17 protein-coding genes are annotated in these 16,162 nt (G+C 69.4%); 14 read left to right on the top strand and 3 right to left on the bottom strand.

Annotation, left to right across the window (positions count from 1 at the left end; all coding sequences use genetic code 11):
• Positions 1 to 31: 31 nt before the first annotated feature.
• Positions 32 to 949 (bottom strand): 3-dehydrocarnitine:acetyl-CoA trimethylamine transferase BcoG, encoded by a 918-nt coding sequence (gene bcoG, locus ACOHX0_RS05290; protein ID WP_420675643.1) that lies wholly within the window; start codon positions 947 to 949, stop codon positions 32 to 34.
• 133 nt (positions 950 to 1,082) lie between these two features.
• Here bcoG and ACOHX0_RS05295 point away from each other — a divergent pair, with 133 nt between their 5' ends.
• Positions 1,083 to 2,123: a GlxA family transcriptional regulator gene (locus ACOHX0_RS05295; RefSeq protein WP_420675644.1), complete on the top strand. Its 1,041-nt coding sequence runs from the start codon at positions 1,083 to 1,085 to the stop codon at positions 2,121 to 2,123.
• A 366-nt stretch (positions 2,124 to 2,489) separates the two neighbouring features.
• Here the strand turns inward: ACOHX0_RS05295 and ACOHX0_RS05300 are convergent, their stop codons facing one another.
• Complete coding sequence (locus ACOHX0_RS05300) at positions 2,490 to 3,533, bottom strand: aldo/keto reductase (protein WP_420675645.1); 1,044 nt, start codon at positions 3,531 to 3,533, stop codon at positions 2,490 to 2,492.
• A 697-nt stretch (positions 3,534 to 4,230) separates the two neighbouring features.
• Between ACOHX0_RS05300 and ACOHX0_RS05305 the strand changes: the two genes are divergently transcribed.
• The 6 genes from ACOHX0_RS05305 to metG all read left to right on the top strand — a co-directional run bounded on the left by ACOHX0_RS05305 (position 4,231) and on the right by metG (position 11,081).
• Positions 4,231 to 4,632, top strand: a complete 402-nt coding sequence (locus ACOHX0_RS05305; protein WP_420675646.1) for a rhodanese-like domain-containing protein — start codon at positions 4,231 to 4,233, stop codon at positions 4,630 to 4,632.
• A 103-nt stretch (positions 4,633 to 4,735) separates the two neighbouring features.
• Positions 4,736 to 5,530 carry an alpha/beta fold hydrolase gene (locus ACOHX0_RS05310; protein WP_420675647.1) on the top strand — a complete coding sequence of 265 codons (795 nt, stop codon included), beginning with the start codon at positions 4,736 to 4,738 and terminating at the stop codon, positions 5,528 to 5,530.
• A 224-nt stretch (positions 5,531 to 5,754) separates the two neighbouring features.
• Positions 5,755 to 6,624, top strand: a complete 870-nt coding sequence (locus ACOHX0_RS05315) for a hypothetical protein (RefSeq protein ID WP_420675648.1) — start codon at positions 5,755 to 5,757, stop codon at positions 6,622 to 6,624.
• Positions 6,625 to 7,277: 653 nt separating this feature from the next.
• The gene (locus tag ACOHX0_RS05320) at positions 7,278 to 7,895 is read left to right on the top strand and encodes a YceI family protein (RefSeq protein WP_420675649.1); all 618 of its coding nucleotides are present in this window, start codon (positions 7,278 to 7,280) and stop codon (positions 7,893 to 7,895) included.
• A gap of 133 nt (positions 7,896 to 8,028) precedes the next feature.
• Positions 8,029 to 9,252: an MFS transporter gene (locus tag ACOHX0_RS05325; RefSeq protein ID WP_420675728.1), complete on the top strand. Its 1,224-nt coding sequence runs from the start codon at positions 8,029 to 8,031 to the stop codon at positions 9,250 to 9,252.
• 110 nt (positions 9,253 to 9,362) lie between these two features.
• Complete coding sequence (gene metG / locus ACOHX0_RS05330; RefSeq protein ID WP_420675650.1) at positions 9,363 to 11,081, top strand: methionine--tRNA ligase; 1,719 nt, start codon at positions 9,363 to 9,365, stop codon at positions 11,079 to 11,081.
• A 58-nt stretch (positions 11,082 to 11,139) separates the two neighbouring features.
• On the opposite strand, the gene ACOHX0_RS05335 is transcribed toward metG, so the two are convergent.
• Positions 11,140 to 12,048, bottom strand: coding sequence for an MBL fold metallo-hydrolase (locus tag ACOHX0_RS05335; RefSeq protein ID WP_420675651.1), 909 nt, complete (start codon positions 12,046 to 12,048; stop codon positions 11,140 to 11,142).
• Between the two features lie 95 nt (positions 12,049 to 12,143).
• Between ACOHX0_RS05335 and ACOHX0_RS05340 the strand changes: the two genes are divergently transcribed.
• The 7 genes from ACOHX0_RS05340 to bfr all read left to right on the top strand — a co-directional run bounded on the left by ACOHX0_RS05340 (position 12,144) and on the right by bfr (position 16,156).
• Positions 12,144 to 13,001: a LysR family transcriptional regulator gene (locus ACOHX0_RS05340; protein ID WP_420675652.1), complete on the top strand. Its 858-nt coding sequence runs from the start codon at positions 12,144 to 12,146 to the stop codon at positions 12,999 to 13,001.
• A gap of 108 nt (positions 13,002 to 13,109) precedes the next feature.
• Positions 13,110 to 13,277: a hypothetical protein gene (locus ACOHX0_RS05345; RefSeq protein WP_420675653.1), complete on the top strand. Its 168-nt coding sequence runs from the start codon at positions 13,110 to 13,112 to the stop codon at positions 13,275 to 13,277.
• Positions 13,278 to 13,291: 14 nt separating this feature from the next.
• Positions 13,292 to 13,471 carry a hemin uptake protein HemP gene (gene hemP, locus ACOHX0_RS05350; protein ID WP_420675729.1) on the top strand — a complete coding sequence of 60 codons (180 nt, stop codon included), beginning with the start codon at positions 13,292 to 13,294 and terminating at the stop codon, positions 13,469 to 13,471.
• Positions 13,468 to 13,941 (top strand): hypothetical protein, encoded by a 474-nt coding sequence (locus ACOHX0_RS05355; RefSeq protein WP_420675654.1) that lies wholly within the window; start codon positions 13,468 to 13,470, stop codon positions 13,939 to 13,941. The genes hemP and ACOHX0_RS05355 overlap by 4 nt, the downstream gene beginning before the upstream one ends.
• A 35-nt stretch (positions 13,942 to 13,976) precedes the next feature.
• The gene (locus tag ACOHX0_RS05360) at positions 13,977 to 15,242 is read left to right on the top strand and encodes an imelysin family protein (RefSeq protein WP_420675655.1); all 1,266 of its coding nucleotides are present in this window, start codon (positions 13,977 to 13,979) and stop codon (positions 15,240 to 15,242) included.
• A 184-nt stretch (positions 15,243 to 15,426) separates the two neighbouring features.
• Positions 15,427 to 15,702 (top strand): (2Fe-2S)-binding protein, encoded by a 276-nt coding sequence (locus ACOHX0_RS05365; protein ID WP_420675656.1) that lies wholly within the window; start codon positions 15,427 to 15,429, stop codon positions 15,700 to 15,702.
• Complete coding sequence (gene bfr / locus ACOHX0_RS05370; RefSeq protein WP_420675657.1) at positions 15,668 to 16,156, top strand: bacterioferritin; 489 nt, start codon at positions 15,668 to 15,670, stop codon at positions 16,154 to 16,156. The genes ACOHX0_RS05365 and bfr overlap by 35 nt, the downstream gene beginning before the upstream one ends.
• Positions 16,157 to 16,162 lie beyond the last annotated feature (6 nt).

The raw sequence follows: 16,162 nt of genomic DNA on the forward strand, positions 1-16,162 counted from the left end.
GGTGCCCGCATGTCCCCTGCCGCGCATGCGCCTACTTCGACGCCGGCGCCCGCTTCACCAGCCCCAGCTTCTCGCGCACCTCCTGCGCACCGATCACCCGGGCGCCCATGTTCTCGATGATGCTTCCTGCCCGCTCCACCAGCTGCCAGTTCTGCGCCAGCTCGCCCTTGCCGAGCCACAGGTTGTCCTCCAGCCCGACCCGCACGTTGCCGCCCGCCAGCACGCTTGCCGCGACATAGGCCATCTGGTTGCGGCCCAGCGCAAAGGCCGAAAAGGTCCAGTCCCCGGGCACGTTGTTGACCATCGCCATGAAGGTGTTGAGGTCATCCGGCGCCCCCCAGGGCACCCCCATGCACAGCTGCACCAGCGCCGGGCTGTCCAGCACGCCGTCCTTCACCAGCTGCTTGGCATACCACAGATGGCCGGTGTCGAAGGCCTCGATCTCGGGCTTCACACCGAGATCCGTCATCATGCGCCCCATCGCCTGCAACATGCCCGGCGTGTTGGTCATCACATAGTCGGCCTCGGCAAAGTTCATCGTGCCGCAGTCGAGCGTGCAGATCTCCGGCAGGCACTCCGCCACATGCGCCACGCGTTCGGCAGCGCCAATCATGTCGGTGCCCGCCTCCTTCAGGGGCAGCGGGTTTTCGGTATCGCCAAACACCATGTCGCCGCCCATGCCGGCGGTCAGGTTCAGCACCACATCAACCTCGGCATCCCGGATGCGATCCGTCACTTCGCGGTAAAGCCCGAGGTCGCGCGACGGTGCGCCGCTTTCGGGATCGCGCACATGGCAATGCACCACCGCGGCGCCGGCCTTGGCCGCGGCAATGGCGCTATCGGCAATTTCCTTGGGCGAACGCGGCACATGCGGGCTGCGGTCCTGGGTGCTGCCGGAGCCGGTGACGGCACAGGTGATGAAGACCTCACGGTTCATGGTCAGAGGCATTTTGCCTTTCCCCTCGATGTACAGGGTTTTGCCACGGGTTATCCCCAGGCTCCTCCCCAGATTCTGATTTGCGCTGGCGCTGACTGTGCCGCAGCCTTGGCGCCTGAACTTCACAACATGCGAATCGAACTTGATGAAATCCGCAAAAAACATCCTTCAGCCCGAACACCGCCCGCTGAAAACCGCGGTGCTGGTGCTGGACGAGTGCAACACGCTCTCCTTTGCCGCCGCCGTCGACCCGATGCGCGCAGCCAACCGGCTGGCGGGCCGCGGCGCGTTCGATTGGGACTACGTAAGCGCCGCCGCCGAGCCGCCGATGCTGACCAGCGGCCTCACCGTGCCCAGTATCCCGCTGGCGCGGCTGGAGGGCTGCGAGCTGTTGATCGTGGTCGCAGGCTTCCAGCTCGCCCGCCACGCGACCCCCAGCCTGCTGGCCGGCCTCAGGCGCATTGCCGCCACCGGTGCCACGCTTGCAGGCATCGACGGCGGCCCGTGGCTCCTGGCTGAAGCCGGGCTTCTGGACGGCCACGCCGCCACCACCCATTGGGAGGATCTGGAAAACTTCGCCGCCCGCTTCCCCGAGGTCAACTGCCGCGACGACCGCTTCACCGTCTCAGAAGGCCGCCTCACCTCCGGCGGCGCCACCCCGGCGATCGAGATGATGCTGCATATTATCGCCGCCCGCCACGGCGCGGGTTTTGCCTCCCGGGTGGCCGGGCTGTTCCTCTACGACGGGCTGGCATCGGGACCGCGGCCGCAAAGCCGCCTCGGCGGCCAGAAGCACAGCGCGCTCACCGCCAAGGCCAACGCGCTGATGGAAGCGGCGCTGGACGAGCCGATGCCGCTGGCGGAGATCGCCGAGCGCCTCGGCACCAGCCCGCGCAGCCTGCAGCAGCAGTTCCGCCTGCGGCTCAACACCACGCCGCAGGACCACTACCTGCAGCTGCGGCTGGCCGAGGCGCGCCGCCTGGTGTCCGACACCGACCTGCCGCTGATGGAGGTGGCGATGGCGACCGGCTTTTCGTCGCAATCGAGCTTCGCGCGCGCCTTCCGCACCGCGCATGGCACCTCGGCCCGCGAGCTGCGCCAGAGCCGCGAGGGCGCAGGCGCCTTTGGCCGGACCGGCGGCACCACCGCCGGGACGCAGCCCTTGCCGCGCTCCACCGCGCATTAAGCGCCGGGGGGTGCGGGCAAGGCGCGGGCGCGGTCCGGACCGGGCCAGCGCAGGCGGCCTTGCGCCAGACCGGACGCAGCCGGCATACGGCCCGGCTGCTCCCCTGATCGCAGCAGCGCGGCGGGGGCGATTCCGGGTCGAACTGGCTCCGCTGGCAGCTCATCGCCAAAGCCTCGCCCCAAAAGACCGCTGCGCCAAGCCGCGGGCAAATTCTCCCGCCCGTCGCCAGAGCCCTGTTCGGGCTCCGCTTCCGTTGGGCCTGGCCCGGCGCAAGGCCGCCAAGCGGTGCCGGCATTTGCCGGCGCAGCTGCGGGCGCGGGAGCCGTCCCTTTCCGGTTCCGGTTCCGCCCCCCGCAGGCTGCGCCCTCAATAGGGCATCGGATGCGCCTTGTGCGCCGCATCGAGCTCGCCGCGCAGCTCCGCGCTGAGGCTCAGCTCCGCCGCCGCCAGCGCATGCTCCAGCTGCTGAAGCGTCGTCGCCCCGAAAATCACCGATGCCATGAACGGCCGCTCCCGGCACCAGGCCAGCGCCATATGCACCGGATCCAGCCCGTGCCGCGCCGCGATCTCCAGATAGGCCCCGACGGCGCCGTGCACCCGCGGCCCCTCGCGCCCGCCCAGCTCCGGGCTGATCGCCTTGCGCGACCCCTCCGGCACCGCGCCGCCCTCGTATTTGCCCGTCAGCAGCCCGGTCGCGAGCGGCGAAAACGCCAATAGCCCCACGTCCTCATTCACGCTCAGCTCCGCCAGGTCGGTGTCGAACATCCGGCACAGCAGCGAGTATTCGTTCTGGATCGACGCCACCCGGGGCCAGCCCCGTTCTTCGGCAATGCGCAGCCATTGCGCCGTGCCCCAGGCGCTTTCGTTGCTGAGACCGAAGGCGCGGATATTGCCCTTCTCCACCTGCCGCTGCAGCGCCTCCAGGCAGTCTTCCATATTGGCCAGCGTCTGCGCCCGGTCCTGCAAGGATGGATCATAGCTCCAGTTCTTGCGGAACATGTAGCTGCCGCGGTTGGGCCAGTGGAACTGGTAGAGGTCGATGTAATCCGTCTTCAGCCGCCGCAGCGAGCCTTCGATGGTGGGCGCGATGGTTGCAGAGCTGATCGGCGCGCCGCCGCGCACCGCCTCCAGCCCCTCGCCCGAGTGCTTGGTGGCCAGCACATACTCGCCCCGCCGCCCGGTCTTTGCATTCCAGTTGCCGATGATCTCCTCGGTGCGGCCGATGGTGTCCTTGCTGATGGGGTTCACCGGGTACATCTCCGCGGTGTCGAGGAAGTTTATCCCCGCCGCCAGCGCTCTCTCGATCTGCTGATGCGCCTCGCCCTCCGGCGTCTGGGTGCCGAAGGTCATGGTGCCCAGGCACAAATCGGGGACGACGATTCCTGTGCGCCCCAGCGGTTTCCTCTTCATCGTCGCCTCTCCCTGTCCGGCTCTGCCGCCGACCCTAACCGGCCCGGCGCCAAGTGCAAGCCGCCGCCGGGCCGCGGGGGCAGCGTTCGGCGGCGGCATTCAAAGTCTCGCGCAATCAGAGCGGGGCCGTGCCAGCAAAAGATTTGATTAAAGCCCTCAGAAACCGCTGACTCAGCGCGCATGGAAGCACCCTGTTTCAGCCGGCATAAAAAGGAACCCCGATAACGACCGCCTTTACCAAGAGCTGCAGACACCTGGTTGCGGAGGCGGCAGCGGCAGTGCCCCGCTTCGCCAGTCCGGACGCGCCGGCAGCGCAGGGCTGCGCAGAGACTCTGTTTGCGGACCTGCGGGTCATCCGCGAGGTGGGGAAAACCGCCGCTGTCGGCGGGCCTTTTCCTGCCCCCCGGCCTGCTGGAATTCTGGATCGGCCCGGTCAGCCCCTATCACAAGCCGGTGTTTGCCGAAGACAGGGTTTTCACCTTCTGCTGCGGCAATGGCTGGCGCCCGGCCCTGGCGGCGAAGGCGGCGAAGGCGGCGCCGGAGATGGGCCTGCAGCGGGCGTTCTGTCTGCACGGCGGCTTTCATGCCTGGATCGCGGCAGGCGGCGCCGCGGCAGCGGCGGAGCTTGCACCGGCGCGAAAATCCCGGCAGCCTGCGCGGCAATCACTTGGGACGCCAACAAAGGGGAGCCGACAGCGTGCCGCAACAGATAATCAAGGGCGTCAAGGCGCTCCTCGGCGAAGCAAACCAGACCGTCAAGACCATGCCGGTGGCCGAAGCCCTGCAAAAGGCACAGGACGCATCTTATGTCTTCGTCGATCTGCGCGACATCCGCGAGCTGCAGCGCAGCGGCATGATCCCCGGCGCCTTCTCCTGCCCGCGCGGGATGCTGGAATTCTGGATCGACCCCGAAAGCCCCTACCACAAGCCTGTGTTCAACCAGGACAAGACCTATGTCTTCTACTGCGCCAGCGCCTGGCGCTCGGCCCTCAGCGCCAGAACGGCGATGGAGATGGGGCTGCAGCCGGTGATGCACCTCGAAGGCGGTTTCACCGAATGGGTCAAACAGGACGGCCCGGTGGTCCCGCGCGAGGGCTGAGGCGCAGCCCGCGCGGACGCCCTGCGCCGGGGATGGGCGGCGGATGGGCGGCGGAAACCGCGCCGCCGGAGCCGCGCACAGCCGCACCACACAGGTCACTGCGATGAAACCGTCAGCCGAGACCACCCGGCGCCACGGCGCCCCGCCCTTCAGCGCAGCACTGCTGCATGGCGGCCCCGGCGCCGCGGGCGAGATGGCGCCGGTGGCGCAGACGCTTGCCGCCCGCGGGCACTGCGTGCTGGAACCCTGGCAGAGCGAAATTTCGGTGGCAGGCCAAGTCGCGGAACTGCGCCGCCAGCTCGAATCCGCCTTTGCGGGCCCCGCGGTGCTGATCGGCTTTTCCTGGGGCGCCTGGCTCGGCTGCCTCCTGGCGGCGCAGCACCCGGGCCTGGTCTCGAAACTGGTGCTGGTGGGCTGCCCGCCCTTCGAGGCGCGCTGCGCCGCAGAGATCGCCCCCGCGCGCCGGGCCCGCCTGCACCCCGCCGAATGGCAGGCGCTGACGGCGCTGCTGAAAGGCCCGGGCATGGAGACCGCAGACGGCCTCGCCCGCGCCCTGCACCTGTTGGAGAAAGCCGACGCCTTCGCCCCGCTGCCGGACCTGCCCCGCCCCGCCCTCTCCTTCGACCGCCGCATTTTCGCAGCCGTCTGGGCCGAGGCCGGCGGGATGCGCCGCTCCGGCGCGCTGCTGCGCGCGGTGGCGCGGATCCGCTGCCCGGTGCTGGCCCTGCACGGCAGCCATGATCCGCATCCCGCCGAAGGTGTCCGCCGGCCGCTGCAGGACCTGCTGCCGGAGGCCCGCTTCCGCCTGCTGCCGCGGCGCGGCCACCGCCCCTGGAGCGAAACCCACGCCCGCACCGCCTTTTTCCGCGCGCTGGATCAGGCGCTGGCCCCAAGCTGACACCCCTCTGCTGGCATCTGACCGCCCCGGGGATCTGCCCCTCCCGCCAGCCGCAAGCGCTGCCGCGCCGCGCGCAAGCCGCGGCGCCCGACCCAACCGGCCCCGTGCCGCCCGCGGCGGTGCAGGGCCGGGCGGGAGCGCCGCCTCTGCCTGCCCCGCGCGCACGCCCTCAGCACCGCCATTCCGCAATTGAGAACAAAACACGAACATATTAACATGCCCCCATGCCGACTCACCTGTTCCCCGCCTCCAGCCGCCACGCCCGCCCGCAGCTCTCTCCGCTGAAGGGCGTGACCCTGGCGCAGGGCCGCGCGCATGAGGCCTGCGGCCCCGCCCGCCACCGCTTTGCGCTCTGGCTGGCGGCGGCGGTGCAAGGGCCGGTGCTGTGGATCGCCCCGGCCTGGAACAGCACCCGGCTGAACCCCGACGGCATGTCTGAGTGCACCACCCCCGGCCGCTTCCTCTTCGTGCAAGCCACCCGGGCCGAGGATCTCTTGTGGAGCATGGAGGAAGCCCTGCGCAGCGGCGCCGCGCCGCTGGTGGTGGCCGAGCTCCCCGAGCCGCCCGCGATGACCCCGGTGCGGCGGCTGCATCTGGCCGCCGAAAGCGCAAGCGAAAACGCAGGCGCAGCCGGGCGCGCGCAGAGCCTGCCGCTGGGGCTGCTGCTCACCCCGGGCGGCGGCGGCGCCCGGGGCATCGAAAGCCGCTGGCACCTGGCCCCGGCCCATCCGGCGGCAGCGCCTCAGGCCGCAGACGCCCCCAATTCCGCCCCCTGCGAGGCTCACGCGGGAGTTCCGCGCACTCTGGATGCTCCCGCGGCCGCGCCCGCACCCGCCCCGGGATGGGCCCCGGGATGGGCGCAGCCGCGGCAGTGGCAGCTGCACTGCCTGCGCGCCCGCACCAGCCCGCCGCGCCGCTGGCAGATCCGCCAGGCCGCCCCCGGCGCACCGCTGCAGGCCACCCCGGTCCCGGCCCTTGCAGAAACACAACCGCCAGCCGCCGCCGCGCAAGCGCCGCACAGTTCCAGCCCGGCGCAGCCGGACCCAGCCCTCCCGCGCCCGCGGCCCGCTCCGGCGCTGCCGGGCCAGTCCTGACGGCCTTGGGCCGCGCAGCCAGCCGCTGCGCCCGGGGCAATGCCGCGCGCCGCAAGGGCGCAAGCAGTTTCCCAGACGCTGGCAAGCCGCCCCAGGGCCGCGCAACACGGCCAATGCGCCAGGGACACAACTGCCCCGGTCCGCCTGCACAGCCGCACACCCGAACCGCCTGGCGCACCACGCCGCGGGCAGACTTGCACGCCAGTTCCGGCTGATACGCGGCAGACGCGCTTATCAATTCAGCCCCCGCCGCGGCCCCCAGAACCGGGCCTGCGATCCCGCTCCTGCGGCAGGCGGCAGGCCTCTGCCCGCCCCCCGTCCCCAGCCCGCCAGCCCTCCGCCGCCGCCGCGAACCGCGACCCGGCCCGCACCTCCGCCCCCGGCAGGAGCAACACGCCTCCGCGCACCACCCGCACCTTGCCCCGAGGCCCCCGCCGGCGCGGCCGGCAGACACCGCCCGCAACCTGCTCCCGGCCCGCCCCCTTCCCAGGGCCCGCAAGCTGCCCCCGCCGGGCGCGCGCCCGGCTGGTGGCAGCGCGCCGCCAACGCACGCCCCCCCAGCAACGTGATCCGCGCCGCAGCACATTTGAGCTACAATGACTCTCCGGAGCTATTTTGACGCGCCGCTCCCGCCGCAGGAAGGACAGCCGCCGATGCCGCACCGCAGGAGGTTTCTGAAACAGACCGCCGCCACCCTCGCCGCCGCGCTCGCCGCGGCAGCCCTCCCCGCGCCCGAACTCTGGGCGGTGCCGCGGCCCTACCGGCTCGACCCCGCGGCCACACACGCGGACTTCATCTTCACCCTGAACGGCGTGGCGCAGCGCGGCAGTATCCCCGTCGCCGCCGCCCGCATCAGCATCGACGCGCAGGACCTCACACAGAGCCGCGCCGACGTCACCCTCGCCGCAAACCAGGCCCGCACCGGGATAACATTCGCGACGGACGCTCTGCGCAGCCCGCAGGTGCTGGACACGGAGCGCTTTCCGCATATCCGCTTCGTGACCCGGCGCGTGCAGCTGGGACCGGGCGGGCGGCTCTCGGGCGGGGCGCGGCTTCATGGCCTGCTCACCCTGCGCGGGGTGACCCGGCCGCTGAGCCTCGCCGCGGCGCTCTACCGCCCGCCGGGCAGCGCGCCCACCGACCTTGCGCTGCTCGACATCCGCCTCTCCGGCGCGCTCAGCCGCGCGGCCTTCGGGGCCGGCGGCTACCCCGATCTGGTAGGCGACCGCGTCGGCCTGGATATCCGCGCCCGGCTGCTGGCCGCGGGCTGAGCCGACCCCGGCTTTCCCCCGAAAGCCCGCCGCAAAACCCGCGCCAAAAAACCCACAGCCCGCCCGAAACCGACATCCCAAGGACGCTGCCGGGGTGGCTTTGCCCGGCCAGGCTGCCATGGTCACCCCTGTCATGCGCCTGATCGTCTCCTTCGCCGCCCTGTTCCTTTCCGTCATCCTGCTGCAGCTCTCCACCGGAGGCGTCGGCCCGCTCGATGCCATCTCCGGCCTGACGCTGGGTTTCAGCAAGGAGCAGATCGGCCTCCTCGGCTCGGCGCATTTCTTCGGCTTTTTCATCGGCTGCTGGTGGGCGCCGCGGCTGATGGGAGACGTGGGCCACGCCCGCGCCTTCGCTGTCTGCACCGCGCTTGGCGCGATGGGTATCCTCGGCCACACCCTGAGCGAAAACCCCTACGTCTGGGCGGTGCTGCGGATCGCCTCCGGCGCCTGCGTTGCGGGCTGTTACACGGTGATCGAGGCCTGGCTCAACGCCAAGGTCACCAACGCCACCCGCGGCCGCGCCATGGGCACCTACCGGATCGCCGACATGAGCGCCTCACTCAGCGCGCAGCTGATCATCGCAGTGCTGCCGCCGGCCTATTACGTCTCCTACAACCTGCTGGCGATCCTGTGCTGCGCCGCCCTGCTGCCGCTGACGCTCACCAAGGCAAACCAGCCCGAAACCCCCGAGGCGCCGCGGCTGCGCCCGAAACTGGCCTGGCGCTGCTCGCCGCTGGCGGTGGCGGGGGTGATCGTCTCGGCGCTGAGTTCGGCCTCCTTCCGCATGGTCGGCCCGGTCTACGGCCAGGCGGTCGGGCTGGAGATCGGCCAGATCGCCTTTTTCCTTGCCGCCTACGTGCTGGGCGGCGCGCTGGCGCAATATCCGATGGGCTGGCTCGCCGACAAGTTCGACCGCCGCTGGGTGCTGATCTGGCTCTCCGCCGCCGCAATCGTCAGCTGCGCCATCACCATTGCCGCCAGCACCACAGGCATGCTCGGGGTAATGCTGGCAGCGATCTTCTTCGGCGTGACCACTTTCCCGATCTTCTCGGTTTCCGCCGCCCACGCCAACGATTTCGCCTCCTCGCCCGAGCGGGTCGAACTCGCCGCGGCGCTGATGTTCTGGTACGCGCTCGGCGCCATCGCCTCGCCCTATGTCTCCTCGGCCCTGATCGAGGCCTACGGACCCGGCGCGCTGTTCGCCTTCGTCGCCCTCGGACATGTGCTGCTGATCGCCTTTGGCCTCGGCCGGATGCGCGCCCGGCCGGCCCCCGAGGCGCGCACCCACTACGTCTACGCGCCGCGCACCTCCTTCACCATCGGCCGCCTGCTGAAACGCGCCCGCGAGACCCGTTAGACCCGCCAGGCCCAGGCCGCCGTTATTTGCCCCCGCAAACCGGGCCGGGGGTTTCCGCGCCCCTCTGCATGCGCTAGACGGGCGGCTGACCTATTACTCGGATGGATGGCATGGCACGCATTCTGATTACATCGGCGCTTCCCTACATCAACGGGATCAAGCACCTCGGCAACCTGATCGGCAGCCAGCTGCCCGCTGATCTCTATGCCCGCTTCCAGCGCGGCCGCGGCCACGAGGTGATGTTCCTCTGCGCCACCGACGAGCACGGCACCCCGGCCGAGCTGGCCGCCGCCAAGGCAGGCCAGCCGGTGGCGGAGTACTGCGCCGAGATGCACGGGGTGCAATCCGGCATCGCCCGCGGCTTCGGCCTCAGCTTCGACCACTTCGGCCGCTCCTCCAGCCCGCAGAACCACGCGCTGACCCAGCATTTCGCGGGCAAGCTCGCTGACGCCGGACTGATCGAGGAAGTGACCGAGAAGCAGGTCTATTCCAACGCCGACGGCCGCTTCCTGCCCGACCGCTACATCGAGGGCACCTGCCCCAACTGCGGCTACGAACGCGCCCGCGGCGACCAGTGCGAGGAATGCACCAAGCAGCTCGACCCGACCGACCTGATCAACCCGCGCTCGGCGATCTCCGGCTCCACCGATCTGGAAGTGCGCGAGACCAAGCACCTGTTCCTGCGCCAGTCCGCGATGCGCGATCAGCTCGACGCCTGGATCGACACCAAAACCGATTGGCCGGTGCTCACCACTTCGATCGCCAAGAAGTGGCTGCATGACGGCGACGGGCTGCAGGACCGCGGCATCACCCGCGATCTGGACTGGGGCATCAAGGTGAAGAAGGGCGGCGCGGACTGGCCCGGCATGGAAGGCAAGGTCTTCTACGTCTGGTTCGACGCGCCGATCGAATACATCGCCTGCGCCGCCGAATGGGCCGAGGCCAACGGCAAATCCGAGGACGAGTGGCAAAGCTGGTGGCGCACCGACAAGGGCGCCGAAGACGTGCGCTACGTGCAGTTCATGGGCAAGGACAACGTCCCCTTCCACACGCTCTCCTTCCCGGCGACGATCCTGGGCTCGGGCGAGCCATGGAAGATGGTCGACCACCTGAAAAGCTTCAACTACCTGAACTATGACGGCGGCCAGTTCTCCACCTCGCAGGGCCGCGGCGTCTTCATGGACCAGGCGCTGGAGATCCTGCCCGCCGACTACTGGCGCTGGTGGCTGCTCTCCCATGCGCCCGAAAGCAGCGATTCCGAATTCACCTGGGAAAAGTTCCAGCAGTCGGTGAACAAGGATCTGGCGGATGTGCTCGGCAACTTCGTCTCCCGCATCACCAAATTCTGCCGCTCCAAGTTCGGCGAGCAGGTTCCCGAAGGCGGCGAATACGGGCCGCAGGAGCAGAACCTCCTCGCGGAACTGTCCACCCGCATCTATGCCTATGAAAAGCACATGGAGGCGATGGAGGTCCGCAAATCGGCGCAGGAGCTGCGCGCGATCTGGGTGGCGGGCAATGAATACCTGCAAGCCGCCGCGCCCTGGTCGGTCTTCAAGGAAGACCCCGAACGCGCCGCAGCCCAGGTCCGCCTCGGCCTCAACCTGATCCGCCTCTACGCGGTGCTGTCTGCCCCCTTCATCCCGCACGCGGCCGACCGGCTGATGGCGGCGCTGGGGAGCGGGGACCGCAGCTGGCCCGAAGACGTGGCTGCCGCGCTCGACGCCCTGCCCGCGGGCCACGGCTTCACGGTGCCGGAGGTGCTTTTTGCCAAGATCACCGACGAGCAGCGCGAGGACTGGCAGTCCCGCTTCTCCGGCACCCGCGCCTGAACGCCGCTGCCCGCAAGCCAAAAGGCCGCCTCCTCCGGGCGGCCTTCTTCGTTGCGGCTCAGACCGCGATCTGCGCGCCCTCCGCTGGCATCAGCAGCTGCCAGGCGGGCTGCGCCGCCGCATGATGCGCGCGCAGGCCTTCCGGCCCTTCCTGGTAAAGCGCATAGGTCGAATGATGCACCGGCAGCACCGCCCCGGGCGCAAGCTGCGCGGCAAACTCCGCTGCCTCTGCCCCGCTCATCGAGATCGGCCCCAGCGCACCGCTGCCGCCCACCGCACCGATATGCGGAATGAACAGATCCGGCGCCGGCTGCGCGTCCAGCGCCGCGGCAACCGGACCGGCCAGGAAACTGTCGCCCGCCCAGTAGATCCGCTTGCGCACGCCTGCCGCCTCCACATCGATCAGGTAGCCGTTGCCCAGCCCCAGGATCTGCGAGACCCGCGGCGACAGCGAATGCACCGCGGGCAGCGCCGTCACCGTCACCCGGCCTGCCGGAGCCTCGAACCTCCGCGCCGCGCCATGCGCAAGCGCTTGCGCCGCAAACCCCTTCTGCGCCAGCGCCCCGGCATCGTGGGCGGAACACAGAAGCGGCAGCTTGCGGCCGAGCCAGGCTTGCGCCTTCTGGTCGAAGTGATCCTCATGCGCATGGCTCAGCAGCACCAGGTCATAAGCCGCGTGCCCCAGCCCGGGAAACGGCGTCAGCCGCGCGTGCATCTTCACCTCCGGTCCCTTGGCAAGGTCAAACATCTCGTTCGGGTCGGGCATCCGGAAGGCCTCAGCCCCCTCCCCCAGGCAGGGATCGGTCAGGATGCGCAGGCCCGCCGCCTCGATCTCCAGCGTCGCTCCGCCCAGCCAGCGCAGTTGCACCTCGGAGCCCGCACTGCGCGCCGCCGCAGGCAGCAGCCCCGCTGCCAGCCCCGGCACCATGCCCGCCGTACCCAGTTTCAGAAAATCCCGTTTGTTCATGCTCGCTCTCCAATTGCTCTGCTGTAGAGCTACCCCCTCGCTTTCCCGGGAATAATCCGCTTAAAATCGAAGTGATTAAACGGAGTTTCCGCGCAATGAGCCGCCTTGAGACGATCGAGACCTTCGCCGAAGTCGCCAGCCAGCTGAGCTTTGCCAAGGCCGCCCGGCGCCTGCGGCTGCCGCCTTCAACCGTAACCACGCGGGTCCGCGCGCTGGAGGACAGCCTTGGCGTGCGCCTGCTCACCCGCACCACCCGCAGCGTCGCCCTGACGCCGGAGGGCGCGGTTTTCCTGGAGCGCTGCCGCATCGCGCTGGACGAAATCGAGGCCGCCCGCAGCCTGGTCTCGGCCGGGGGCAGTGCGCGCGGCCCCGTGCGGGTGTCGATCCCCACCGCCTTCCCGATGGCGCAATTCGCTGCCCTCAGCCGCCGCTTCCTGGCCCGCCACCCGGAGATCTCGCTCGATATCGCGGTCAGCGACCAGCCCGCCGATTTCGTCGCCGACGGCATCGATGTGGCCCTGCGCGGCAACCGCCCCGGCGGCCCCGGGCTGATCGCGCGCGAACTGCTGCGCACCCCCGTGGTGCTGGCCGCGCCGCCCGGCCGCCTTGAAGACCCTGCGCTGCCGGTGCTCGGGCCGCTGGCTGGTCCGCTGCAGCAGCCGCTGCGGCCCGGCTCGGTGCGCTGCGAGTCCTTCGACCTCACCCTTCAGTTGGTGCTGGAGGGGCTCGCCCGGGCCTGCCTGCCGCTGCAGGTCTGCGAAACCGACGTCCGCCGCGGTGCGCTGGACTGCGGGCCGGCGCCGGAGGGCGCCACCCAGAGCCTCGCGCTCTACCTCGTCTATCAGGACCGCCGCCACCAGCCGCAGCGGGTGCGCCTGTTCATCAACCATCTGGTGGAGGAACTGGCCCGCCGCCCGGCTGCCGGGCCGCAGGCGGAATTTTTTCCTGACTAAAAAACTCGGATTGACAATCCCGAGCAAACCAATCAGAAATAACCCATTCCAGCCAGCCTGCTCCGCGTCAGGCGAGCCCGAATTGTGCAAACAAACCGAGATCGCCCCATGCCGGACCAGTCCCGCCGCCCGCGCGGCCCGCAGCCCGCCGTTCAGGAGTTCGAAGACACCCGCCAGCTCTGGCGCGCGGTCTTTGCCGCCTCTGGACCGCTGTCCGGCTTCTGTCTGGAATGGCTTCTGGACCGGGCGGAATTCAGCAACGGATGCCCGTCATGAATCAGATTACCCCAATGAACCAGATTTCCCCCGCCCCCGCGGCCTCCGCGGCCGCCCCGGCCGCCGCGGAAGTCTACCCCACCTACCACGCCGAGGACCTGACCCGCGGCGGTGTGCAGGCCCGCATCCTGCTCAACGGCCAGATCTACGCGCTGCGCATCACCCGTGCGGGCAAGCTGATCCTCACCAAATGAGCCGGCCCCGCACCCAGCCCCGCGGCGGCGCTGCGGTCGGGCTCCTGTCCGAACTGCCGCCGCTGGAGGCCGGCGCCGTGGTCTCCCTGCGCCACTGGTTCTCCGGCCCCGATGCGCGCGCCCAGCTGCGCGAGGATTTCGAGGCGGCTCTCGGCCCCGATGCAGGGCTTGCCGCCTTCGGGGCCTTCGGTACACTTTGCAACTTCTGCGCCACCCACGGCCGCCGCCCGCTGGTGCGCCACGGGCTGAGCTGTTCCTGCCTCGGCGCGGACGAGAACTGTTTTGCCAGCCTCCTCGCCGCCGCCGCCGAAAGCGAGGAGGACGACGCCCGCCTGCTCGCCGCGCTGATCGTGCGCCCGGCCGAGGCCGCCGCGCTGGCGGAGCTTGCCGGGCGATACACGCGGCTGCTGCACCAGACCCTGCCGCTTGTGCCCGCAACAGCGGCGCCCGTGGCCCGCACCCTGCACTGAATTCACTTCAAACCACTGCAACCAGGCCATATACGATGAAACCGCTTTTCCGCGCGGGCACCGCGCTCGCCGCGCTGGCCCTCGCCGCCCCGGCCCTTGCCGCCACCAAGGCCGAGGTGCTGGCCAATTACGCCAACATCGCCGAAGCCAAGTACCAGGACAGCCTGACCGCCGCCCAGCGCCTGCAAGAAGCCGTCTCGGCGCTGACCGCCGCCCCCTCCGCCGAAAACCTGACCGCCGCGCGCGCGGCCTGGATTGCCGCCCGGGTGCCCTACCAGCAGTCCGAGGTGTTCCGCTTCGGCAATGCCATCGTCGACGGCTGGGAAGGCAAGGTGAACGCCTGGCCGCTGGACGAGGGGCTGATCGACTACGTGGATGCATCCTACGGGGGCTTGGGCGGGGAAAACGCGCTGGCCGGCCTCAACGTGATTGCCAGCCCCGTGTTCGAGCTCTCGGGCAAGCAGATCGACGCCGCCCGGATCACCCCCGAACTGCTGGAATCCACCCTGCACGAGGCCGACGGCATCGAGGCCAACGTCGCCACCGGCTACCATGCCATCGAATTCCTGCTCTGGGGCCAGGACCTGAACGGCACCGGACAAGGCGCGGGCAGCCGCCCCTGGACCGACTACGCGGCAGGCGAGGACTGCACCAACGATAACTGCGCCCGCCGCGGCGCATACCTGAAGGCCGCAACCGATCTCCTGGTCAGCGATCTGGAGTGGATGGCCGCGCAATGGGGTGAAGACGGCGGCGCGCGCAGCACCCTGCTGGCGGACGAGGACGCAGGCATCACCGCGATGCTCACCGGCATGGGCTCGCTTTCCTACGGCGAGCAGGCGGGCGAGCGCATGCGCCTCGGCCTGATGCTGAACGACCCCGAGGAAGAGCACGACTGCTTCTCCGACAACACCCACAACAGCCACTACTACGATGGCCTGGGCGTTCAGAACGTCTATCTCGGCGAATACGTGCGCCTGAACGGCGAAAAGATCTCCGGCCCCAGCTTGAGCGATCTGGTCGCCGCCAAAGACCCCGCGCTGGACGCGCAGATGCGTGGCAAGCTGTCCCATACCATGCGTGCGCTCGGCGGCATCAAGACCGCCGCCGAAGCCGGCTTCTCCTACGACCGGATGCTGGCGCAGGGCAATGATGCAGGCGAAGCGCTGATCATGGCGGGCGTAGACGGGCTTATCGCGCAGACCCGCACGCTGGAACAGGTTGTGGCGGCGCTGAAGCTGGAGGGGGTCGGCATCGAAGGCTCCGACAGCCTCGATAATCCGGGCGCGGTGTTCGAGTAGGCGCCGCCTCTGCCCGGACCCTCGCCGCATCCCCCTTCCCCCCCGCGGCCAGGGTCAGGGACCATCTGTCGCGCCATACCCAAGCACTTCACTCTGGATCATCCTTGAATCCTCAGCAAAACTGTCAGATATAAGCCCAACGGAATCACTCGCCCGCCGGGCCGCCCTGCAAGGACGCCGCGACATGATCGTCTGCCACTGCACCAACATCTCGGACCACGACATCCACGCCGCGATCGACTGGATGCGAAGTGCAGACCCCGCAACGATAATTACCCCCGGCAAGATCTACCACGCCCTGGGCAAGTCCGCCGATTGCGGCGGCTGCATGCCCCTTTTCCTCGACACGATGCGCACCAGCGCTAGTCTGGAAGTGCCTGCGCACCTTCAGAATTTGCGCGCAGGCCATATTCGGGAGGAAGTACATGAAGGGCGATACCAAGATCATCGACTACCTTAACAAGGCCCTGCGCCACGAGCTGACCGCGGTCAGCCAGTACTGGCTGCATTACCGCATGCAGGAGGACTGGGGCCTCGGCAGCATGGCCAAGAAAAGCCGCGAAGAAAGCATCGAGGAGATGGAGCACGCGGACAAATTGATTGAACGGATTTTGTTTCTGGAAGGCCACCCGAACCTGCAAAAGCTCGACCCGCTGCGGATCGGCCAGACACCCAAAGAAACCCTGGAATGCGACCTGGCCGCCGAACGCGAGGCCCGCGACCTCTATAAGGAGGCCCGCGATGCCTGTCACAGCGCCGGCGACTATGTCTCGATGAAACTGTTCGAGGAGCTGATGACGGACGAAGAGGGCCACATCGACTTCCTCGAAACACAGCTCGAGCTGCACGACCGGATCGGTGCAGAGAACTATGCCCAGCTTAACGCCACCAAAATCGAAGAGGCCGGCGGCTAGCGCCCT

The organism is Cribrihabitans pelagius, from assembly GCF_048820915.1.
GTDB lineage: Bacteria > Pseudomonadota > Alphaproteobacteria > Rhodobacterales > Rhodobacteraceae > Cribrihabitans_A > Cribrihabitans_A pelagius.